Origin of the sequence: Propionimicrobium lymphophilum DSM 4903 (genome assembly GCF_000423485.1) — a bacterium.
GTDB classification, from domain to species: domain Bacteria; phylum Actinomycetota; class Actinomycetes; order Propionibacteriales; family Propionibacteriaceae; genus Propionimicrobium; species Propionimicrobium lymphophilum.
The window spans coordinates 35802-56855 of sequence record NZ_AUIB01000004.1; the positions used below are offsets into that span (position 1 = coordinate 35802).

The 21054-nt window shown below is 60.9% G+C and carries 18 protein-coding genes and 1 riboswitch; of the genes, 6 read left to right on the forward strand and 12 right to left on the reverse strand.

From position 1 onward, the window contains the following. The gene (locus G556_RS0102810; protein ID WP_028821681.1) at nucleotides 1-1683 is read right to left on the reverse strand and encodes an ABC transporter permease; all 1683 of its coding nucleotides are present in this window, start codon (nucleotides 1681-1683) and stop codon (nucleotides 1-3) included. 43 nt (nucleotides 1684-1726) lie between these two features. Then, nucleotides 1727-2863: a thiamine ABC transporter substrate-binding protein gene (locus tag G556_RS0102815; protein WP_155941723.1), complete on the reverse strand. Its 1137-nt coding sequence runs from the start codon at nucleotides 2861-2863 to the stop codon at nucleotides 1727-1729. Then, a riboswitch (TPP riboswitch) is annotated at nucleotides 2832-2934 on the reverse strand. Its footprint overlaps the gene before it by 32 nt. A gap of 108 nt (nucleotides 2935-3042) precedes the next feature. Between G556_RS0102815 and G556_RS0102820 the strand changes: the two genes are divergently transcribed. The 3 genes from G556_RS0102820 to G556_RS0102830 all read left to right on the forward strand — a co-directional run bounded on the left by G556_RS0102820 (nucleotide 3043) and on the right by G556_RS0102830 (nucleotide 7661). After that, on the forward strand, nucleotides 3043-4719 hold the full coding sequence (locus G556_RS0102820) for a DNA repair helicase XPB (protein ID WP_028821683.1): 1677 nt from the start codon (nucleotides 3043-3045) through the stop codon (nucleotides 4717-4719). A 143-nt stretch (nucleotides 4720-4862) separates the two neighbouring features. Further along, nucleotides 4863-7049: a cytidylate kinase family protein gene (locus tag G556_RS0102825; RefSeq protein ID WP_028821684.1), complete on the forward strand. Its 2187-nt coding sequence runs from the start codon at nucleotides 4863-4865 to the stop codon at nucleotides 7047-7049. A gap of 78 nt (nucleotides 7050-7127) precedes the next feature. After that, nucleotides 7128-7661 (forward strand): NUDIX hydrolase, encoded by a 534-nt coding sequence (locus tag G556_RS0102830; protein ID WP_028821685.1) that lies wholly within the window; start codon nucleotides 7128-7130, stop codon nucleotides 7659-7661. Nucleotides 7662-8327: 666 nt separating this feature from the next. Here the strand turns inward: G556_RS0102830 and G556_RS0102835 are convergent. Then, nucleotides 8328-10043 (reverse strand): DUF2207 domain-containing protein, encoded by a 1716-nt coding sequence (locus G556_RS0102835; RefSeq protein ID WP_162139744.1) that lies wholly within the window; start codon nucleotides 10041-10043, stop codon nucleotides 8328-8330. Nucleotides 10044-10134: 91 nt separating this feature from the next. Between G556_RS0102835 and G556_RS0102840 the strand changes: the two genes are divergently transcribed. Continuing rightward, nucleotides 10135-11184 (forward strand): neutral zinc metallopeptidase, encoded by a 1050-nt coding sequence (locus tag G556_RS0102840; RefSeq protein WP_155941724.1) that lies wholly within the window; start codon nucleotides 10135-10137, stop codon nucleotides 11182-11184. Between the two features lie 553 nt (nucleotides 11185-11737). On the opposite strand, the gene ispF is transcribed toward G556_RS0102840, so the two are convergent. Genes ispF through G556_RS0102860 form a run of 4 tightly spaced genes read right to left on the reverse strand, consistent with a single transcriptional unit; the run spans nucleotide 11738 to nucleotide 14789 of the window. Continuing rightward, on the reverse strand, nucleotides 11738-12208 hold the full coding sequence (gene ispF, locus G556_RS0102845) for a 2-C-methyl-D-erythritol 2,4-cyclodiphosphate synthase (protein ID WP_028821688.1): 471 nt from the start codon (nucleotides 12206-12208) through the stop codon (nucleotides 11738-11740). Between the two features lie 6 nt (nucleotides 12209-12214). Further along, the gene (gene ispD / locus G556_RS0102850; RefSeq protein WP_028821689.1) at nucleotides 12215-12919 is read right to left on the reverse strand and encodes a 2-C-methyl-D-erythritol 4-phosphate cytidylyltransferase; all 705 of its coding nucleotides are present in this window, start codon (nucleotides 12917-12919) and stop codon (nucleotides 12215-12217) included. Further along, nucleotides 12919-13596 (reverse strand): response regulator, encoded by a 678-nt coding sequence (locus G556_RS0102855; protein WP_016454974.1) that lies wholly within the window; start codon nucleotides 13594-13596, stop codon nucleotides 12919-12921. Before G556_RS0102855 ends, ispD begins: the two co-directional genes overlap by 1 nt. A gap of 32 nt (nucleotides 13597-13628) precedes the next feature. Continuing rightward, the gene (locus G556_RS0102860; RefSeq protein WP_028821690.1) at nucleotides 13629-14789 is read right to left on the reverse strand and encodes a sensor histidine kinase; all 1161 of its coding nucleotides are present in this window, start codon (nucleotides 14787-14789) and stop codon (nucleotides 13629-13631) included. Nucleotides 14790-14872: 83 nt separating this feature from the next. Here G556_RS0102860 and phoU point away from each other — a divergent pair, with 83 nt between their 5' ends. Beyond that, a complete protein-coding gene (gene phoU, locus G556_RS0102865) occupies nucleotides 14873-15538 on the forward strand; it encodes a phosphate signaling complex protein PhoU (RefSeq protein ID WP_016454976.1) in 666 nt (221 codons plus the stop codon). 16 nt (nucleotides 15539-15554) lie between these two features. Beyond that, nucleotides 15555-15806, forward strand: coding sequence for a hypothetical protein (locus tag G556_RS0102870; RefSeq protein WP_028821691.1), 252 nt, complete (start codon nucleotides 15555-15557; stop codon nucleotides 15804-15806). A 499-nt stretch (nucleotides 15807-16305) separates the two neighbouring features. Here G556_RS0102870 and G556_RS0102875 read toward each other — a convergent pair whose 3' ends face one another. The 5 genes from G556_RS0102875 to G556_RS0102895 form a co-directional block, all read right to left on the reverse strand. Beyond that, nucleotides 16306-17052 (reverse strand): phosphoglyceromutase, encoded by a 747-nt coding sequence (locus tag G556_RS0102875; protein WP_028821692.1) that lies wholly within the window; start codon nucleotides 17050-17052, stop codon nucleotides 16306-16308. An 82-nt stretch (nucleotides 17053-17134) separates the two neighbouring features. After that, nucleotides 17135-17662, reverse strand: coding sequence for a DciA family protein (locus G556_RS0102880; protein WP_028821693.1), 528 nt, complete (start codon nucleotides 17660-17662; stop codon nucleotides 17135-17137). Next, nucleotides 17659-18906 carry a DNA replication/repair protein RecF gene (recF, locus tag G556_RS0102885; protein ID WP_028821694.1) on the reverse strand — a complete coding sequence of 416 codons (1248 nt, stop codon included), beginning with the start codon at nucleotides 18904-18906 and terminating at the stop codon, nucleotides 17659-17661. Before recF ends, G556_RS0102880 begins: the two co-directional genes overlap by 4 nt. Before the next feature lie 34 nt (nucleotides 18907-18940). After that, entirely contained in the window at nucleotides 18941-20368 is a 1428-nt protein-coding gene (locus tag G556_RS0102890) for a sensor histidine kinase (RefSeq protein ID WP_051176599.1), read from the reverse strand. Continuing rightward, the gene (locus tag G556_RS0102895) at nucleotides 20365-21051 is read right to left on the reverse strand and encodes a response regulator transcription factor (protein WP_016454981.1); all 687 of its coding nucleotides are present in this window, start codon (nucleotides 21049-21051) and stop codon (nucleotides 20365-20367) included. Before G556_RS0102895 ends, G556_RS0102890 begins: the two co-directional genes overlap by 4 nt. Nucleotides 21052-21054 lie beyond the last annotated feature (3 nt).

A 21054-nucleotide genomic window follows, 5' to 3' on the forward strand; every position in this document is an offset into this window, starting at 1 on the left:
TCACATCATCGTCGAACCCGGCGGCCGGAACCGCTCAACAAGAACCATGATCGCCGCGGTAACAACCGCCAACAGTACAGACGCAGCCATCGCCATGCCCTGCTCGGTCGGGCTTGGACGCGACGCCAGCGCAAAAATCGCCACTGGCAGGGTCGCAGTTTGGGGCCTTGCCAAGAACGAGGTGGCGCCGAACTCGCCCATCGAAATGGCCAGCGCGAAACCGGCCGACACCAGACCGCAGCGAAGCAGGTATGGACCGTCGATCGTGGTCAACACTCGCTCGGGGCTGGCACCAAGAGCCCGCGCGGCCTCCCGCTGACGGGGATCTATCGCGCGCAGAGTCGGCAACATCGTGCGGGCAACCATCGGGATCGCCACCACCGCCTGCGCGATCGGAACCAGCCACCAGCTCGTCGCCATCCGGAAAGGCGGCCCAGAGAGCGTAACCAAAAAACCGAAACCGACGGTGACCGCTGAGACGCCCAGCGGCAGCATGAAGATCGCGTCCAATACCTTGCTGCCGAGCCGTCCCATCCGGCTCTTCGGCCGCCTGGAAAGGACGACAGAAAGCGTACCGCCGACGGCCAGCGCGATCAGGGCCGCAACAATCGCCGTCTGCAGCGAGATGCCCAACGACGCGAACACGCTGGTGTGCAAGGCTTTAGTGGCATGGGGGTCCGCCAGGGCGGTGTAGTTTTGCAGCGTCCAACGTCCGGAGCGGCGAAGCGACCTCGCGATCAGCCCCACCATCGGGGTGGCGAGCAGAAAGACTATCGTCGCTGCGGTGACTAGGATTGCCGGCAGATCGATCAGCTTCGGGGCGCGAGTTGTGCCCGCGACAAGCTTCTGCCCTCTTTCAACGCGCCCGCGCAGCCGCTCGGAAATGATCAGTGCAACCACGACGATCGCGATCTGCAGGATGCTCAACACGGCTGCCGCCCGATAATCCATGTAGGCGACCGTTTCGTTGTATATCTCGGCCTCCAGCGTCGTCGCGCCGGGCCCGCCGAGCACCTGAACCAGCGCGTAGCTGGACGCGCAGAACAAAAAGATCAAGCTGGCCGCTGAGCAGATCGCCGGCACCAGCCTGGGCAGCGTCACCGTCAGAAACACCCTAGCGGGACCAGCACCCAGCGCAGCCGCTGCCTGCTCGGCTCGAGGGTCCAGGCCAGCCCACATCGGCCCGACGACGCGCACCACCAGCGAATAGTTGAAGAACGTCATCGCGATGATCACCAGGGTCTTCGTGCCCATCAAGCCCCAGCTCTCCAGCGGCGCGCCCGGCCCAAACAGAGACGTGAACCCCACAGCCACCGCCATCACCGGCAGCACGAACGGGATTGAGACGAAAGCGCGCAGCCCGTTCTGGCCGGGGATCCGCAGCCGATACAAGACGTATGCGCCCGGCAGCCCCAAAAACAGCGAGCCGAGGGTGCCGCCGAACGCCATGCCGACGGTCATTGCCGTGACCTCCCACAACCGTGGGCGGCCAAGGATTTCCCCTAGCCCGTCGCCGGAATCTCCCAAGAAACCCATCGAGACCATCCGTCCCACGGGCCACATGAAAAAGATTCCCAAGAATGCGAGCGGGGCGAGCACCGCCAAGGTGACGACGAGCACCCGCCCAGCGTTGAGTAGACGGTCCGGCCGTGCGCAAGCCGCGATCGAGCGATTAAAACGCACGTTTCTTCTCCACTTATCTACTCACTTTCAGACCGGCTTAGGGCTATCGGCCCATCGTGTCTGCCCAAGTCTTGAGCCATTCGGTGCGGTTGTCGGCGACCTTCTTGGCGTCAAGGCTCAGCGCGTTTTCCACCTCAGGGCCATACTTGGCGAGAGCCTCCGGGAGCTTCGCTGCCGGGTTGACCGGGTACATGTAGTTGGCCTCAGAAATGATCTCCTGAGCCTCGGTGGTCACCAGGTACTCGATCAGCGCCTTAGCGCCGTCAACGTTCTTGGCACCCTTCAGCAAGCCCATATATTCGACGGCATCGTAGCAGCTACCGGCGAGGGTCTTCATGTTGTAGATCTCGTTGCCGGCCTCATCCTCGCCTGTGGGGTAGGCGGAGCTGGACGCGAATCCGGCCATCATCGGCTTCGTGCCGCCCTCGTTGGAAGAGAACTTGGCGAACGCCTCGGTCCAGCCGTCGGCGATCTCAACGCCGTTATCCTTCAACGCACTCCAGTAGCTGGTCCAATCTTCGCCCTGAGCCGCGATCGTGGCGGTCATGAAGCCCATGCCCGGCGTCGACTTGCGCGGGTCCTCGACGATCAACATGTCCTTGTATTCGGGCTTAGTAAGTTCGGCCAGCGACGTAGGCGCAGTGATGTTCTTGTCCTTCAGCCATTTTTCGTCGTAGTTGATGCAGTACTGCGAGCGGTCGAACGGAACCAGATGGTCGGCGTCCGCAAGCGAATACTTTTCTACGCCCTCGGGCAGCTTGACGCCGGAATCGTCGAACACGCCCTTCTCGTACGCGGTCAGCGCGGTGTTGTTGTCCATACCAACGGCCACGTCACCCAGCGGGTTGTCCTTGGAAACCACCAGCTTGTTGGTGAGTTCGGCGGAGTCGCCGCCCTCAATCACGTTCAGCTTGTAACCGGTCGCAGCCTCGAAACCCGGCTGGATGTCCTTAGCCGGGAAAGAATCGTATGCGACAAGCGTCACCTCTTTGGTGGCCTGCGCAGCGGACTGCTCGGCGCCGGTTTCCGAAGCGCCGCAGCCGCTCATGACGAAAGCGGTACACACCGCCAGCCCAGCGGCGGCAAGTTTGAATGATTTTCCTGCTAGAAACAAGACTTCCTCCGTTTCATCGCAGAGGGCCACGAAATTGTGGCAGAGCTCGACTACCTCCGCCGGCATTACCCAGTTCAGGTTCGAGGGTCTGCGGACTTTCCGCACTCTCAGCCTTAACGGCTCCCCTGTCGTACCAATGCATCTTAGCCACATTCGACACACAGTTGCCCACATGGCCTGGCTGCTGTGGCTGTTTCGTGACAATTCGTGCGCAATTTTTTGACGCAGCGCGATACTGGAAGGTGATGAGTTTTATTGAGCCTCAGAATTCGCCAGGGCCGCTGATCGTGCAGTCCGACCGCACGCTGCTGCTCGAAATCAACCACCCCGACGCTCCCGCCTGCCGCGGCGACATCGCCCAGTTCGCGGAGCTCGAAAGAGCACCCGAGTACGTCCACACTTACCGCATCACGCCACTAGGGCTGTGGAATGCGCGCGCCGCTGGTCTAGACGCCGAGCAGGTGGTGCACGCGCTGCTCACCTGGTCGCGCTACCCCGTGCCCGCTCACCTACTCATCGAAATCACCGACACCATGAGCCGCTACGGCGTGCTCACCATTGAACAGCACCCCACCCAAGGCTTGATCCTGGCGTCCAAAAACGCAGGCGTGCTGAAAGAGATCGTGGAAAACCCCAAAACCGACGGGCAGCTGGGCGCGCAGATCGACGACACCACCGTCATCGTGCACCCGTCCGAGCGCGGCGAACTGAAGCACACGCTGCTTAAGCTGGGTTGGCCGGCCGAGGATCTGGCCGGGTACGTGGACGGCGAGGCCCACCCCATTAGCCTTCTGGAGGACGGCTGGCAGGTTCGCGACTACCAACGGGAGGCCGCCGATAGCTTCTGGGCGGGCGGTTCCGGAGTCGTCGTGCTGCCGTGCGGGGCGGGCAAAACCATCGTCGGTGCGGCTGCGATGGACCTGGCCAAAGCCACCACGCTAATTCTTTGCACCAACACCATCGCCGCCAGGCAGTGGCGCGACGAACTGATCGCGCGCACAACACTGACCCCCGACGAGATCGGCGAATACTCCGGCTCGCTCAAGCAGATTCGTCCGGTCACCATCGCCACCTACCAAGTGCTCACCACAAAGCGCGACGGCCTCCACCACCACATGGAGCTTTTCGGCGCCCGCGACTGGGGCCTGATCATCTACGACGAGGTGCACCTGCTGCCCGCGCCCGTTTTCAGGATGGTCGCCGACCTGCAGGCCAGGCGACGTCTCGGGCTCACCGCAACCCTGGTTCGCGAGGACGGCCACGAGGCCGACGTCTTCAGCCTCATCGGGCCGAAACGCTACGCGGCGCCCTGGCGCGAAATCGAGAAACGGGGCTACATCGCCCCCGCCGACTGCGTCGAGGTGCGGGTGGACCTAGACCCCGACGAAAAGATGCTATACGCCACCTCCGAGAAGGACGTGCGCTACCGGCTGGCAGCCAACGCGGACGCTAAAACCCACGCGGTGCAAGACCTGCTCGCGCTGCACGAGGGCGAGCCGACGCTCGTCATCGGGCAATACCTAGACCAGCTCGAGGCGCTGGCGGACAAGATCGGCGCCCCGCTCATCACCGGCAAAACCCCAAACAAGCTGCGCGAGGAATATTACGCACAATTCCGCACCGGCCAGATCAACCTGCTGGTGGTCAGCAAAGTGGCCAACTTCTCCATCGACCTGCCCGCTGCTCAAGTGGCCATCCAAGTATCCGGCACGTTCGGGTCCCGCCAAGAGGAAGCCCAACGGCTGGGCCGGCTGCTTCGTCCAAACCCGGAAGAGCCCGAGAAGGTAGCGCACTTCTACAACGTCGTCACCCGCGACACATCCGACGCCGAATTCGCCGCCCACCGCCAGCGCTTCCTGACAGAACAGGGCTACTCGTACCGCATCGTGATGGCAGATCAGATTCTCCAGCAAAACAACTAGTTGCTGGTTACCCTTTTTCCCTTGGCAACAAAAGGTAACCAGCAGCAGCCGCGCGGCATTTGGATTAGCTTCTATTACATTAGGCGGCGCCGATAACGGCGTCTTCTGGTCTCGACTATGACAGTCGGCAAGGAGTAAGTGCAATGGCGCAAAAATCGGTTGCCGAGGCTAAACCGGCAAATAAAGGCGGCAAGGGCGTCGCAGGCAAAAGACTTTCGGGCGGAACAGTCCTGGCATATTCGCTTGGCGACGTAGCCAACAACCTTTCGTTCCTGATGACGTCAATGTTCCTCATGATCTTCATGACGGACATCGCGGGCATCAGTGCGGGAATCGCGGGAACCATTTACCTGATCACCAAAGTGTGGGCGGGCATCTGCGACCTGACCGCTGGCCAAGTGGTCGACAGGCCGCGAACCAGATGGGGCACGCTGCGGCCGTGGCTGCTCTGGGTGTCCGGACCGCTAGCGCTAGTTTTCGTGCTGCTGTTCAGCGTCCCCTACGGTTGGGCACCTGACGGCAGCGCCCGCGTAGTTGCGTGGGTTCTGCTCTTCGACTGCGCCTTCCAGCTGTGCTACTCGTTTACCAACATTCCCTACGGCTCGCTGTCCGCCGCCATGACGCAGGACCCCGTCGACCGGTCCAGGCTCTCGGGCGCGCGCTCGATCGCCTCCTCAGCCACGGGCGTCATCCTGTCCCTGGTCGTCGCACCGCAGTTCCAGGACACCGCTGCCGACGGCATCCGCCAGAAATTCACGATAATCATGGCGGCGATCGCCGTCGTAGCGATCATCCTCTACCTGATCTGCTTCGCAAAGAGCAAAGAAGTCGTGCCGCGCTCCACCGGCAAGATGTCCATGAAGCGCACCTTCAAGATGGTCGGCCAGAACAAGCCGCTCCTGATTCTGTGTTCTGGCGCGTTCTTCGTCCTCGCCGCAATGTTCACGATGAACGCGGTCGGCATGTACTACGCTCGAGAAATACTTGGCAGCGCCGGCTACTGGGTATTCCTGATGCTCTCGCAGACCGTCGGCACAATCATCGTTGCGTCGATCGTGCCCACCATCACGGTTCGTTTCGGCAAGCGAAACGGCTACCTGTACTGCGCGGTATTGACGGCCATCTCGTTCGTGCTCATCTTCTTCGTGCCCAACGGGGGCCTACCCATCGCGATCATCGCCTGGTTCCTGTTCGGTTTCGCCTCCGGTGGCACCAACGCGCTGATGTTCTCCATGCAGGCCGACACCGTCGACTATGGCGAATGGAAGTCCGGCGTCCGCGCGGAGGGCGGCTCCTACTCCGTGCTGTCGTTCATCCGTAAGTGCGGCCAGGGCCTCGGCGGCTGGGCCGGTGCGTTCGTCATCGGCCTGTTCGGCTACAACAAGGCCGGAGCAGACATTGAGCAAGTGCAGCTGGGCATCAAAGTGGCGATCGGCCTGCTGCCCGCGGCGCTAGCCCTGATCGCGGTGATTATCATGCTGCGCTACCCGCTTTCCGCCGACTTGCACGCGCAGATCGTCAGCGAACTCAACGAGCGACGCACCCAGTCCGCGGTCTCTGAGGCTGCGGGTGTCGAAACCGAGGCCGTCGTCGTCGAAAAAGAGGTTGGTGACGGACGCACCACACTGCTACGCAAGGCAGGCACCGGGGCTCCCCCAATCGTGACGCTCTTCGGGCTGCGTGGTTCGGGCGCCACCGACATCGGCCCGATGGTTGCGAAGGAATTGGGCGTGCCGTTCGTCCAGCAGGCGTTCAGCTCCGAACAGCTCGCCAAGGTGGACGCTTCCGCGCTCATCTCGGACTCCGGCTTCGACCGCTGGCTGCGAAAGATCAGCTACACGGGCACGCAGGATTCGTTGCTTTCTGCGGCCGCAGACCAGGCATACGACCACACCATGGCCAGCAACAACACGCAGACCGTGCTCAAGGCGGTGTCGAACGGCGGTGTCCTGCTGGGACGCAACGGCGCGCTGGTGCTCGGCAAGGTGGTCGGCGCAATGCACATCCGGCTCGTCGCTCCGATCGGCAAACGCATCGAGCGGGTCTCGCAGCAGACCGGACTGCCCGCGTACGAGGCTCAAGAACAGTGCGAGGCTGAAGACCGCATCCGCGCCGAAATGTCCCACAAGCTGTACCAGTGGGACCCGAACTCCGACGAGTACTACGACATGGTGATAAACACCGCAACCGTCACATACGAGCAGGTCGCCCGCATGATCGCCAGGTTCTACCTCAGCAAGTACCCCGACGCGAAGCCGACCGTCGAGGCGGCGACCTCCGGGGTCTCGCCTGCCATTAAAGAGGAGGAAGACTTCGAAGACCGCAAATAACCAATAGCTAGATATCGCCGGTCACATGCCCTAGTGGCCGGCGATATTTTGTGCCCCGATTGTTCTAGACTGCGATGCATGAGAGGCGAAAAAGTAGCGGATCCGAGCCTTCGTCCCATAAAACGACGCAAGGCCGCAAGGGTTCTGGTCGTTGCCGAGGGAACCGTCCTTTTGGAGGCCGATTCCGACCCGGGCATTCCCGGCAGCGACTGGTACGTGACCCCGGGTGGCGGCATCGACGAAGGCGAGGACGCAGTCACCGCCGCCGTTCGCGAGATGAAGGAGGAGACCGGGCTGGACGTCGAGCCGGGCCAGCTGGTCGGGCCCATCGCCAGGCGACTCGTCAAGCACGGGTACTCCGACCGGATCCTTATCCAGGAAGAGTTCTTCTACCGCCTAGACCTCGAGGCGAAATTCACCCCCTCCGACGCCGGCTTCACCGCGGACGAAAAAGAGTCCGTCAAAGGGTTTGCCTGGCTAACCCCCGAGGAGATCGCCCAAAACGAAGTCTGGCCCGCTCGCCTGCTGGAACTCTTCGACGCAGACTCCTCCACCCTCATCAACGACGTCCTAGACCTGGGCGAGGAAGAAGAATCCACCATCCCGGTTTAGATCCGGCTCCCATATCGGACATCAACAGATCAGTGGGAACCAAAATGTCCGTACTCGAGCTTTTCTGCACCCGTTAATAATTCTCTAGTTAGCGGGAGCCAAAACATTCGACTACGAACTTTTCTGTTCCCGTTATTTTCGACGACGTGTTGGTTGGCCTTGGTGCTCTTGGTTGGTGGTTAGCTTGGACATTCTCGGTTGGCGGTAGGCCTTGCTGCTTCTCGGCGGTTGTGGGATTCGGGTCTTTGCGTCACTGGCAACGTGTCTCCGCTCCTAATTCAAGCGCTATTGCGCTTGAATGCCGTTGCTTTCGCCACGCCTTGATGTTTCTTCAAAGACCCGAACTCCCACAACCTCATGCCTTTAGGTGGTCATCCGAATTATTGCGTCAAAAAAGGCTCGTCTACGAGCCAAATCTGCCGCAATAGCGCGGTGAACACTTAACTGAACGAGGCTGGTGGAGCTGGGTTGGGTTGGCGAGCATCGAGGCGTGGCGAGAGCGAAATCTCGTCAATCGCGAAAGCGATGAGAGATAAACGAAGACACGGCGACTCGCTCGACAACCCAACCCAGACCAGAAACCGACCATTAAAGTCCAGGCCAGACACAAACCTCGAGAAATCTGGCAGCCCAATACCGTCACACGAGGGTGTTGGGTATTTGCGGTTAGCCCCTGGAGTACAGGCGTCCTTCAAGGGTGGTGACGAAGTTATCCAGGCTGGCCGGCAGGTCCTGCAGCTGCCAGTTGGCTGGGCCGTGGTACCAGTCGATGTCGTTGGGATCGGCGACTCCGGGGTCGTCGTCGGCTTTGCCGAACGCGTTCACCCAACGGTCCTGAGAACCTAGGACAACGGAGTACGGAAGTACCTTCGAGTATTCCTTCAGCTCGTCGTCGCCGAACATCTGCGTCGACTGGGTCTGAAGCTGGAGAGATAGCAAGTCGAGGCCGCGAAGAATCGCGCTGCCCTTCGCCGAGCGTCTAGGCATCACCTGGGCAAGAAAAAGCAGGCCAATTGCGAAACCAACAAACGCGATTCCTGTTAGGCCATACTTGGTGAACGCAACCAGCAGGCCAAGCGTCACCAACGAAATAATCAGGGTGACGACGCCCACGGTTTGGAATCCGCTCCGCACCCGGTCGGGGCGAGACTTGAACCAGCCCTGCTTGACGACCTCTTCGTAAAGTTTGTCCTGAACCCCCTCGATGGAGTCACCGATTGTTTTCGGCAGAGCAGACAACCTTACGGGCGCAGCGCCAGCCGGAACGATGGCGTCCAGCAGCTCCCGCTCGTAGTCGAGAAGATGATCGGAGCCTTCGAGACGATCCAGGCGCCACTCGGTGCTGGCGAATTCACGCTCGCGTGGCAACTCCGTGATCAGCAGATGCCCGCGCTGTGCCAAATCTAGAATCGTCGCGGTCACGTCCACCGGATCAACCTGCTCGTCGAGCAGCGTACCGATCATGCCCGGACGGACGGCCTCGTGCAGCATGAACGAAACCTGGCCCTCCGCCACTGGAGAAAACTCGGCGATCAGGGCCGGCTCGGTGTCGCGGTTGTTGTCTCTGCCGCGGTGCCAGTGCAGCAACAGCAGAGCGCCCGCGCCAGCCAGAGCAACTGCCAGCGCCACCAGCGAATACGGCATGTTAGCGGAGAAGGCGCGATCTAGCGTCCACTCCTCCTCGAGCACCTCGTTAGGTTTGACGATCGACTCCTTCAGCTTGAACTCCAGCTGAACGACCTGCCCGGCGCCCAAAGCCCTATTGGTGAAGCTCGGGTAGCGCGATTGATAGGTGGAGGCCGCAAAAGTGTCGCAACTGACCAGGGCTGCCGGGGCGCCAGCCTGGCAATCGACGTCAGCAACGAGTGCCCTGCCGGTGCTGACCTCGCCCGTCACCTTCTTAGCACCAACGGACAGGCCCTGGACGACCCGCCAGTTGACTGTCGTCAACGGGTCGGAACCCTCGACGCGCTCACCTTTGAAAGCCGCGCCGCGAACCGAATAGCTGATCTCGATCGGCTTTTTGCCGGCCTTGGAGCCGCTAACCTGGATGACCGTGTAGCCCTCGTCCTCGCTCACCTCGGCACCCAAATCGGTGCCGTCAGCTGTGGCGGAGACATCAAAAATGTCGAAAACGTAGTTCGCGTAGTCGTAGGCAGGCAGCGTGTTTTCGATGCGTTGGGTAATATCTGGAGCCGCGTCCGCGAAAGTCAGTTTCTGATTGACGTGCAGCGTGCCGTCCTCGTCGACGGAACCCGACACCTCTAAAGTTTCTGCAACGCTCGGATCGGCGTGGGCCACCGGCACACAGAAAAGCGCCAGCAGGGCACACAAAAATACGGCCAGCTGCGCGGTGACGCCGCGGCGGTGCTTGAAAGACACGATGGCTCCTAGATAGCACGAGCAATTATCAACCAGATTAACAGCATCGCTCGCCCGGACGATCAATAACTAAGCCGTGTAGTCTGGTTGAGTGAGCAGCAGAAATCCGTGGGCGACTTTCCCGTCTGGTTCGGCAGGTGGGCGGCGTCGGCGAGTCAGCAACCAATCTTGGCCTCTGCCCACACAACAACGCGGACGCAGCCGGAAAGGCATCAACCCGCTCGCCAAACTACTCAGGTGGATCGGCACCGCGCTGTTTATCATCTACACTTTCCTGAACCTGGTGGGCATGCTCACCGACGGGGACGTCTCCAGCGACAGCCGCATCCAAGAGCACTACAACAACGAGAGTTACCAGATTCCACAGGCCGATTCGCGCCCGCCAGCACTGCCGTCCCCCGCTACGTACGAGCAGGCGAAGTCGTTCTTGGTGGACAATCCCATCTATGATCAGCAGGTGCTCAGCCCGGTTCGCTGCGACATAAACCCGATAGATTTATCCCGCGCCTCCGCAAGACAGATCGAACAGCACCTGAACGACTACACCTCATGCCTCATGCGGGTCTTCGGCCCGGCCATCGAGGGGGCCGGCTTCACCGCAGTGCGCCCGCCCGTCACCGTTTACGACGGGACCATCTACACCGCATGCGGCGAGATGCCCGAATACAACGCCGCCTACTGTGCCGCCGACCAGCAGGTGTACTTCGCCAAGCGGCTCGCCGACATTTTCCCCCGCGAATACCTCGACGTGCCGTTCGTCGCGGAAAGCGTCCTGGCCCACGAGTTTGGCCACGCCATCCAGGGACGCACAGGCATTCTTATCTCCGAGCGCGCTTACGAGCAGCAGTTGAGTGAGCTCGACGCCCTCGAATTTTCCCGCCGCACCGAGGTTCAGGCCGACTGTTGGGCGGGCCAGTTCAATTCGTCCGTCAACGATTCCATCGGCATCGGCGCAAGCGACCAGCGACGCCTCGCCAGCTTCTTCTCAACCCTCGGCGACGACGCACTAACCGGCGACCCCAACGCCGTCGGCAACCATGGGCGCGGCGAAAGCCGTCAACGCTGGTACACCACCGGAACCCAAGAGACTTCCATGGGCGCATGCAACACGTTTGTCGCGCCAAGCAACACGGTTAAATAGCCGCTTCTAACTCTGGTTTCGTTGGACGGTTTCCGACGGCTGCTGGCCTGGGTGCTGAAGGTCGCCTGACGGCATGGCTGCTTAAGGTCGGCTGCTGGCCTGGGTTGGGTTGTCGAGCGAGTCGCCGTGTCTTCGTTTATCTCTCATCGCTTTCGCGATTAACGAGCTATCACTCCCGACACGCCTCGATGCTCGCCAACCCAGCTCCACCAGCCTCGCTTATTAAGTGGTCGCGACATTACTGCGGCAGATTTGGCTCGTAGACGAGCCCTTTTTGACGCAATAATTCGGATGACCACCTAAAGGCATGAGGTTGTGGGAGTTCGGGTCTTTGAAGAAACATCAAGGCGTGGCGAAAGCGACGATATCCAAGCGCCAAAGCACTTGGATGAGGAGCGGAGACACGTAGCCAGTGACGCAAAGACCCGAATCCCACAACCGTCGAAAACCGTTCAACGAAACCACAGACGAGTCGCAACCAAACCAGCAACCGACCTGCAGCTACAAAGTAAGCCACAAGCAGCAACCGACGAGAACGTATCGGAAAGAAAAGTTAAATACTCTGCACTAGCGCGGTGGCGATTGCTGCTACACCCTCGCCGCGTCCGGTAAGGCCTAGGCCATCAGTTGTGGTTGCTGACACGGCTACCGGCGCACCGAGTGCGTCGGTTAGGACGTCTTGCGCCTCGACACGTCGGGCAGCCATGCGCGGACGGTTACCAATGACCTGCACCGCGACGTTGACCGGCGCAAAACCGGCTTCGGCGAGACGTCTAACGGTCTCGCGGATGAAGGCTACGCCGCTGGCACCGGACCACTGTGGCTCGGAGGTGCCGAAGTTGGAGCCCATGTCGCCAAGCCCTGCAGCGCTGAGCAGCGCGTCACACATTGCGTGGGCGGCGACGTCGCCGTCAGAATGGCCGGCCAGGCCCTTCGGCTCGTCGGGAAAATGCAGCCCTGCGACGTGCATTTCTACACCGTCCTTCAACTGATGTACGTCGGTGCCGATGCCAACTCGAATCATGCTTTCCTAGCTTTCGAAAGGTTCGCCAATAGCACCGGAGGCGGCGAGCGCCTCGGCGATAGCGAAATCCAGCGGATGGGTGATTTTCATGGCAAGCTGATCGCCCTCGACGAGCTTCACCTCGTAGCCCTCAACCTCGCACACGCCGGCGTCGTCGGTGAGCGTGGAGCCAAGGTTTTTGCCGTGGCAGGCGATGAGCACCTTCGGGTCGAAGCCCTGCGGGGTTTGTACGGCACGCAGATACGAACGGTCGACCACCTCGGAGCCGTCATCGGTGAGACGACGAATAGTGTCGGCAACGGGGATCACGGGGATAACCACGGGGTTGCCAGCTGCGACGGTATGCGTCACGCGCTCCACGACGCTCGGCGGAACCAGCGGACGTGCGGCGTCGTGCACCAACACGACATCGCAGTTTTCGTCGACGTGTTCCAGCCCCGAAATCACGGATTCCTGGCGGGTGTTTCCGCCCTCGCAGAAGACCAGCTCGACGCCAAGATCACGCAGGCAACTCTCGAAGCGCTCGGCGTGCTCCGCCAAGCAAACGATGATGAGCTTCTGCACCCCGCCGGCCACCAGGCGTCGCGCGCTCCAGCGAACCAGCGGATGCCCGGCCAGCAGCCTGAGCGCCTTCGGCCCGCCGCCACCGACCGTCGATTTGCCGAGCCTAGTGCCGGAACCTGCCGCGACGATGATTCCAGTTACGTTCATTAACCCTCGTATTTGTAGCCCAAACCACGAACGGTTACGAGGTTAACCGGATTAGACGGGTCTTCCTCGATCTTGCTGCGCAGCCTCTTGACGTGCACGTCGAGAGTTTTGGTGTCGCCAACGTAGTCCATGCCCCAGACGCGGTCGATCAGCTGGTTCCTGGTCATGACGCGGCCGGCGTTTCGCAGCAGCAACTCAAGCAGCTCGAACTCCTTCAAGGCGAGCTTCACCGGCTTGTTGGCCACGGTTACCTCGTGACGGTCGATGTCCATGCGGACGTCGCCAACCTCCATCACCTCGGGGTTCAGCTCGGCCTCATTTCCGCGGCGAAGAACGGCCCGGATTCGGGCGACGAGCTCGCGGTGGCTGAAGGGTTTCGTCACGTAGTCGTCCGCGCCGATTTCCAGCCCGACGACCTTGTCAATTTCGGAGTCGCGGGCCGTCACCATGATCACCGGCACGTTGGACTGTTGACGGATCTTCTTGCACACCTCGGTGCCGGACATGCCCGGCATCATCAGGTCCAGCAAAACAAGGTCGGCGCCTTCGCGCTCGAACTCGGTCAGCCCGGAAGTGCCGTCAGCGGCCTCGAGAACCTCGTAGCCTTCCCGCTGCAGCATGTAGGAGGTGGCTTCACGATAAGACTCTTCGTCCTCAATGATGAGAATCCGGGTCATTTGGTTTAGCTCCTGATTATTTGGTTTCCAAGTTAACGATAATCGGATTCGGCAACGAAATTGTCGATTACAAGCTCAATATACTTCGGCAGGCGCATCGTGAATGTTGAGCCTTGCCCCGGCTTGCTCCACACGTTCACTGTGCCACCGTGCGCATTCATGACGTGTTTGACGATCGACAGCCCCAGTCCAGTGCCGCCAGTTGCACGCGATCTGGCGTAGTCAACCCGGTAAAAACGCTCGAAGATTCGGTCCATTTCTTCGGCCTCGATGCCGATGCCGTTATCGGCGACGCTGATCTCGACGAACTCGTCGTCGGACTCGTTGACGAACCTCGTGCTGACTGCTATTCGAGACCCCTTGTCCGAATAGTTGATGGCATTTTGGATCAGGTTGGTCAACGCGCTGGTCAGCTGGGTGGCGTCTCCGAGCACCTGCAGGCCGCGTCGGCCGGCCGTCGACATGTGCACCTCGCGGTCGTCAGCCAGCACCTTGCACTGGTCGATTGCCGAGGAAGTGACATCGTCCACCTCCACGATCTCCGCGCGCGCCAGCGGATCGTTCGACTGCAACCTGCTCAGCTCGATGATCTGACGAACCAGCTCGCCGAGCCTGGTTGCCGACTCTGACATTCTGGTGGCGAAGTGACGAACCGCTTCCGGGTCGTCGGCGGCCTCCATGACGGCCTCGGAAAGCACCTGCAGCGCCCCCACCGGCGTTTTGAGCTCGTGGCTGACGTTGGTGGTGAAGTCCCGTTTGATCTCGTCGGCCCTGGCCTGCGCCGTGCGGTCGTCGGCGATGACGATCACCATGCCCTCATCGATCTGCACCGCGCGGATGGCAAGCTCCTGAACCACCTGGCCCAGCCCGCGTCTAATAGTCAGGTTGGTGCCCACCGGATGCGTCTTCTCACGAACCTTACGCACCAGATCCAGCATCTCTTGATCTTTGATCCTGTTGCCGCGAATCAGGCCGCTGGTCTGCGCGGCCGAGGTGGCGTGAATGACCTGATCGCCGGCGTCCACGATTATCGCAGCGCTGCGCAGCAAATCGACCACATTCAGCGTCTGCTCACTGAGCGCCGGCTCTTCAATCGGCTGAGTCTCGTCGGAAGAATTCTTTATGCTGACGACGATCGCGCACGCGACCACCCCCACGAACAGCCCCAACAATGCAGCTACCCAGACATTCACAGTTTCATCATACGGTGCAGATTAACCACTCTCACGCTGGCGGAATGTAGGCTGAATTCGTTAGACCAAAGAAAGGCCTCCATATGCGCGAGCTATACCGCAGCGAACTGCAAGAGATCGTCAACGATCTCGTCGTCATGTCCGACTCTGTTCAGATCGCGGTGCGCGACGCCACTACTGCTCTCTTGGACGTGAATCTGTCCGTCGCCGAACGGGTCATCTCGTCCGACGTCCGTATCGACCAGGTGCACGACCACGTTGAGTATCAAGCGTTCAGCCTGATGGCGACACAGGGCCCGGTGGCCGGCGAGCTGCGCACGCTCGTTGCGTCCATCCAGATGGTCGCCGAGCTAGGCCGCATGGGAGACCTGGCCGCTCACGTCGCCAAGATCGCCCGCCTGCGCTACCCCAACCGAGCGGTTCCGGACGGCCTGGTGGAGAATTTCCGCAACATGAGTTCCATCGCCCAAGACATGGTTGGCATTGCCGGCCGCGTGTTGGCCGAGCGTGACGCGGACGAGGCCGAGAAGCTCGTCACCGAGGACGACCAGATGGACAAATTGCGCAGCGACCAGTTCCGCATGATGGTCGGCAACGACTGGCCATACAGTGTGGAGGAGGCCGTTGACGTCGCACTGCTTGGCCGCTACTACGAGCGCATCGCCGACCACGCCGTCGCCATCGGCAAACGCACCATCTACATCATCACCGGCGAAATGCCTGAGGGTGAAGACTGGCCGACGACGTAACCAGCCGTACTTTTGTTTGGCTGGACGCACATGGTCGGTTGTCGGCCTGGAAGCACAGGGACGTCTGCTGTCTTGGCTGCTCAAGGCCGGCTGCTGCTCTGGAAGCTTAAGGTCGGCTGCTGGCCTGGATTGGGTTGGCCTGTTTATGGTCACCCCGATAGCTTCTTGTCGGTTGTGGGATTCGGGTCTTTGCGTCACTGGCAACGTGTCTCCGCTCCTGATTCAAACGCTTTCGCGTTTGAATGTCGTCGCTCTCGCCACGCCTTGATGTTCCTTCAAAGACCCGAACTCCCACAACCTCAGATATCTAAGTACTCACTTAACACGTCTTCAGAATTGTTGCGTCAAAAAAGGCTCGTCTACGAGCCAAAACTGCCGCGATAATGCCGCGACCACTCAACCGAGTAAGGCTGGTGGAGCTGGGTTGGTTTGGCGAGCATTGAGGCGTGGCGAGAGTGAAATCTCGACATCGCGCAAGCGATAAGAGATAAACGAAGACACGGCGACTCGCTCGACAAACCAACCCAGACCAGCAACCGACCAACACCGTCCAGGCAAGCAGCCGACCACAAGCAACCTGGCCAACCACAAACGTCACCAGAAACAACGAGGATAAAAAAACTCCGTAGACGAACTTTTTCTTCCACGCTAATTAGCCAGAAAACAACGGGGATGAAAAAGCTCGACAACGAACCTTTTCTTCCTCACGAATACGTTTTGGGCATAAAAATATCCCGCGCAGGTTAGCGCGGGATATTTTTGTTGGCTTACTTGCCTTGGTTGGCTACGGCCTTGACGCCGGCCTCTGCTGCCTCGGGGTCGAGGTAGCGGCCACCCTTTGTGACAGGCTTCAGGTCGTCATCGAGCTCGTAGTAAAGCGGAATACCAGTCGGGATATTCAGCTTGCTGATCTCGTCGTCGCCGATGCCATCGAGGTGCTTAACCAGCGCGCGCAGCGAGTTTCCATGTGCGGTGATCAGGACGGTCTTGCCGGCACGAAGATCGGGGACGATCTGGTCGTACCAGTACGGAAGCATGCGCTTAACGACGTCCTTTAGGCACTCGGTCAGCGGACGAATCTCGCTGGGCAGGTCGGCGTAGCGTGGGTCGTCGAACTGGCTCCACTCGCCGTCCTTGTCGATTGCGGGCGGCGGCTGGTCGAAACTACGACGCCAGGCCATGAACTGATCTTCGCCGAACTGGTCGCGGATCTCTGACTTGTCGAGGCCTTGCAGCTTGCCGTAGTGGCGCTCGTTGAGGCGCCAGCTGCGCTTAACGGGGATCCAGTGACGGTCGCAGGCGTCCAGCGCCAGGTATGCGGTGTGAATTGCGCGGCGCAGCACGGAAGTGTGAACGACGTCAGGCAGCAAGTTCTGCTCGGCGAGCAGTTCGCCACCACGAGTGGCTTCGCTGATGCCCTTTTCATTAAGGTCTACGTCAACCCAGCCGGTGAACAGGTTTTTCTTGTTCCATTTGCTTTCGCCGTGGCGAAGCAGAATCAACTTTGCGGTCATGCTCCTAGCATATGCGCACACCCGAATGGAGGTCTTGCCCACAGCCACTTTCACCCAATTTAGGCCCAGGGTTGCACGAATATTAACCGTACGTGTCACGCGGGCCGCGGCCGTCGCGAACGGATCTGGGCCCGTGATTCCAGCTCGGCGCCGCCGGCCCCCTGATGTCGATCCTGGTGACGGATCCTTGACCAAGAGATTCGTTAAGTGACGCGATGACTTTGGGGGCTAGTGTCCGGAGCGCGGTGGCCCATGTGGTTGACTCGGCCTGCACCTGCAGCACGCCCTCTCGGAATCCCACGGGTTTGCAGTGGTCGGCTACGGCCGTGCCGACGAGCTGCGGCCACTGGGAAAGCAGTGTGCGCACCCCGATCTGGGTCTGCCAGCCCTGGCGTTGGACAAATTTGCCGAACGCTTTGCCGAGAGGTTGCGGGTCGCGCGCGTCGGATGCGGAACCCGAATACTGCGGGGAAACGTTTTTGCGGCGCCGAACCTTCTTCTTTACGACGCCTTTGGGCGGGGGCAGGACGCCGGCCACCTCGCGGGAGATTTTCAGCGCCAACTCGATGCCGGTGGGGTCGAATCCGGGGACTGGTTCTTCGTCGCTCATTTTGATGCCTCGCCGGAATCGGAGACGTCTTCGCCAAAGTTAGACGTCATTTCGTCCTCGGGAGAGCTCTGCGTTTCCTCGAACGATTCGTCCCTAACGGTTTCCGGGCCGTCGGCGGGTTCTACGTGGCCGGTTGTGACATTGAAGTATTTTCCGTTCAGCTTCTCGGGCACGTCGGTTCCGACGGCGGCGGTAACCAGAACCTGTTCGGCGTCCTGCACGGCGTCGGCTAGGCGCTGTCTACGCACCTGGTCGAGCTCGGCGAAGACGTCGTCGAGAATCAGCACGGGGTTGATGCCGTCGCAGCTTAGCAGCTGGAACGTGGCGAGGCGCAGGCTCAACGCGAGCGACCACCCCTCGCCGTGACTGGCGTATCCCTTCGCAGGAAGCGGGCCGATACTCAGGGCGATGTCGTCTCGGTGCGGCCCGAGCAGCGTGATTCCCCTGGCCAGTTCCTCGCTGCGTCGGGCAGTCAGCTGGGCGCGCATCGCATCGCGCAGGCTGGCAACGGTGGACTCCTCGGGCAGTTCGAAGGAGCACTTGTACTGGGCGTTTACTGAGTTGTTAGTGGGCGCGATCTGCTCGTAGGCGCCGGAGGCGAACGGGATCATTTCGGTGAGCGAGTCCAGGCGGGCCGCCAGCAGCTCGGCCCCGAATTCGCTCAGCTGCTCGTCCCAGATTGCCAGGGTGTATTCGTCGTCCAGACCCTCGGGGGAGCCGGATCTAGCACCGATCTGCTTCAGCAGAGTGTTGCGTTGGCGAAGCACCCGGTCGTAGTCGGACTTCACGCCGGCCATCCTCGGCCAGCGTGAAACCACCACCTCGTCGAGGAATCTGCGGCGGTCGGAGGGGTCGCCTTTGACGAAGTTGAGGTCGTCGGGGCTGAACAGCACGACGCGGAGCATGCCGAGCATGTCGGAGGCTTTGGTTAGCTGGCCACGGTTAAGTTTCGCGCGGTTTGCTTTGCCCTGGTTGATCTCCAGCTCCAGCAGGATTCGACGCGGGTCGTCCAGGCCTGCGACCACCTGGGCGCGAATGACGGCCTGCTGGCGCCCGAACCGAAGTAGCGGAAGGTCTTGCGAGACGCGGTGGCTGGCGAGCGTGGAAATATATTCCACGGCCTCAACCAGGTTCGTTTTGCCCTGGCCGTTTCGTCCCTGAAACACGGTGACGCCCGGCTCGAGCTCAAGACGGGCAGACTCGTAGCTGCGAAAATCTGCGAGTTCCAGGCGGTCTACGTACACGGTTGCCAGTCTAGTTGAGCTTAAAACTTGCCGGTCACTGGTCCAGTTCGGCCAGTTCTTCCTCGTCGGCGGCGGGCAACACGACGGTGAACTTGGCTCCGCCGGTGGAATTCGAGTTGCTCGCCCACACCGAACCGCCATGCGCCTCGATGGTGTGCTTAACGATAGACAGCCCAAGACCCGTCCCCGGAGTGTTTCTTGCCTTGTCGGAGCGGTAGAAACGGTCGAAGATGTTATCGAGGTCCTCCTCGGCGATGCCGGGGCCCTCGTCCTCGATGGTAAGGGTCTCGTCATGCAGCCGGACGAAAATGTGGCCTTCCCTGGGCGAGAATTTCACGGCGTTGTCCAGCAGATTGGTGACAGCTCGGCCGAGAGTATCTTGTTCGCCGACGATGAACAGCGGCTCCAGTTTGACGTCGAAAGTGATGTGCGGGCCACGACGCTTCGCCCTTGTGACGGCGTCGGTGACCACCTCCGCGAAATCGAGCACCTTTCGGCTGACATTGACCGAATCGTCGCGGCTTAGCTGAACCAGATCGCCAACCAGCGAGGTGAACTCGGCGAGCTGGGCGGAGACGTCGGCGAGGATCTCGTCCTTTGCTCCAGGAGGCAGCATTCCGGACTTCTGATCAGCCACCAACAGTTCGATGTTGGTGCGCATGGAGGTCAGTGGCGTGCGCAGCTCGTGGCCGGCGTCCGCGATCAGCCGTTTTTGCCGTTCGCGCGAGCTGGAAAGCGAGTGGATCATCGTGTCGAAGTTCCTGCTGAGCATGCCGATCTCGTCGTCGCTGTGGATGCCGATGGGCACCAGCTCGTCGGTCTCGGTCACGCGCGAAACCGCCTTCGCCATGGTGTTCAGCGGAACCATCAGGGAGCGGGAGGCGAAGTATCCGACAACAATGCTGCCCACCAACACGAGCGCCGAAACCCAGAAGATGTTGAAGCTCATGTCGCCGATCACCGCTTTCGCGTGCGAAAGTGGGCGGGCGATTACGACCGCCAGCTTGTCGTTGCTTGTCGTCATCGGAACGGCCACCTGGCGGTACTTCTGACCGTCGACGCCGAGCACCGTCCTGGCGGAAATCCCCATCTGGGTGCGGGCGATGGCCAGCTCTGCAGCCCCCGTCTTCACGGGCACGGATGCACCGGAAATACTCCGCAGCGTGCCGTCGGAACGAACCAAAACCATCGATAGATTGGCGGCGTCCAAGGCGGTCGAGTTGATGCCCGCCATGCCGTCCAGGTCAAACTGCAGATAGATCGACGCGTCAATTGCCGCGTCGGCGAGCTCGCCGTCCATCTGGTCGTAGATGGACGACTTAGCCGTGAAAAAGCTGGTCGCCCCAACCAGAAGCAAACCGACCACGATCGAAAGGGCAATAATCTGCGTGATTCGTCCAGGCAGCGACCTGCACTGCGCCAGCAGATCGGCCACCCAACCGCGGATTTTGTTGCCTATCACGGCGCTGTTTCACGCAACACGTAGCCCACGCCGCGGACGGTGTGGATGAGCCTCGGTTCACCTTCCTGCTCTGTCTTGCGCCTCAGATAGCCGATGTAAACCTCAAGCGAGTTAGCGGTGGTGGGGAAATCGAAGCCCCACACCTCGTTGAGCAGCCAACCACGCTCAAGAACATGATTCGGGTGCTCCATGAACACCTGAAGCAGCGCGAATTCCGTGCGGGTGAGGCTGATGCGTCGCCCGCCCCTGCTGACGCCGCGCGTGGCCGTATCGAGCTCGAGATCACCGAAGTGCAGAATCTCGCTGGGCTCCTCGTGCTCGGGTTTGGTGCGACGAGTTAGCGCCCGGATCCGGGCCAGCAGCTCGTCCAGGCTGAACGGCTTAACCATGTAGTCGTCTGCGCCTGCGTCCAAACCATCGACGCGATCACCCACCGCATCGCGGGCGGTGAGGATGAGGATCGGCACGTCGTTGCCGTTCTCGCGAAGCATCTTGGTGGTTTCGAGGCCGTCCAGGCGGGGCATCATGACGTCCATGACGACGGCGTCGACGTTCTCAGACGCGAGCTTGGCCAGCGCGTCCAGGCCGTCGGTTGCCGTGCTGACCTCGTAACCGTTGTACTGCAGCGACCGCGCCAGCGAATCGCGGACGGCCTGATCGTCGTCAACAACTAAAATCTGCATTCT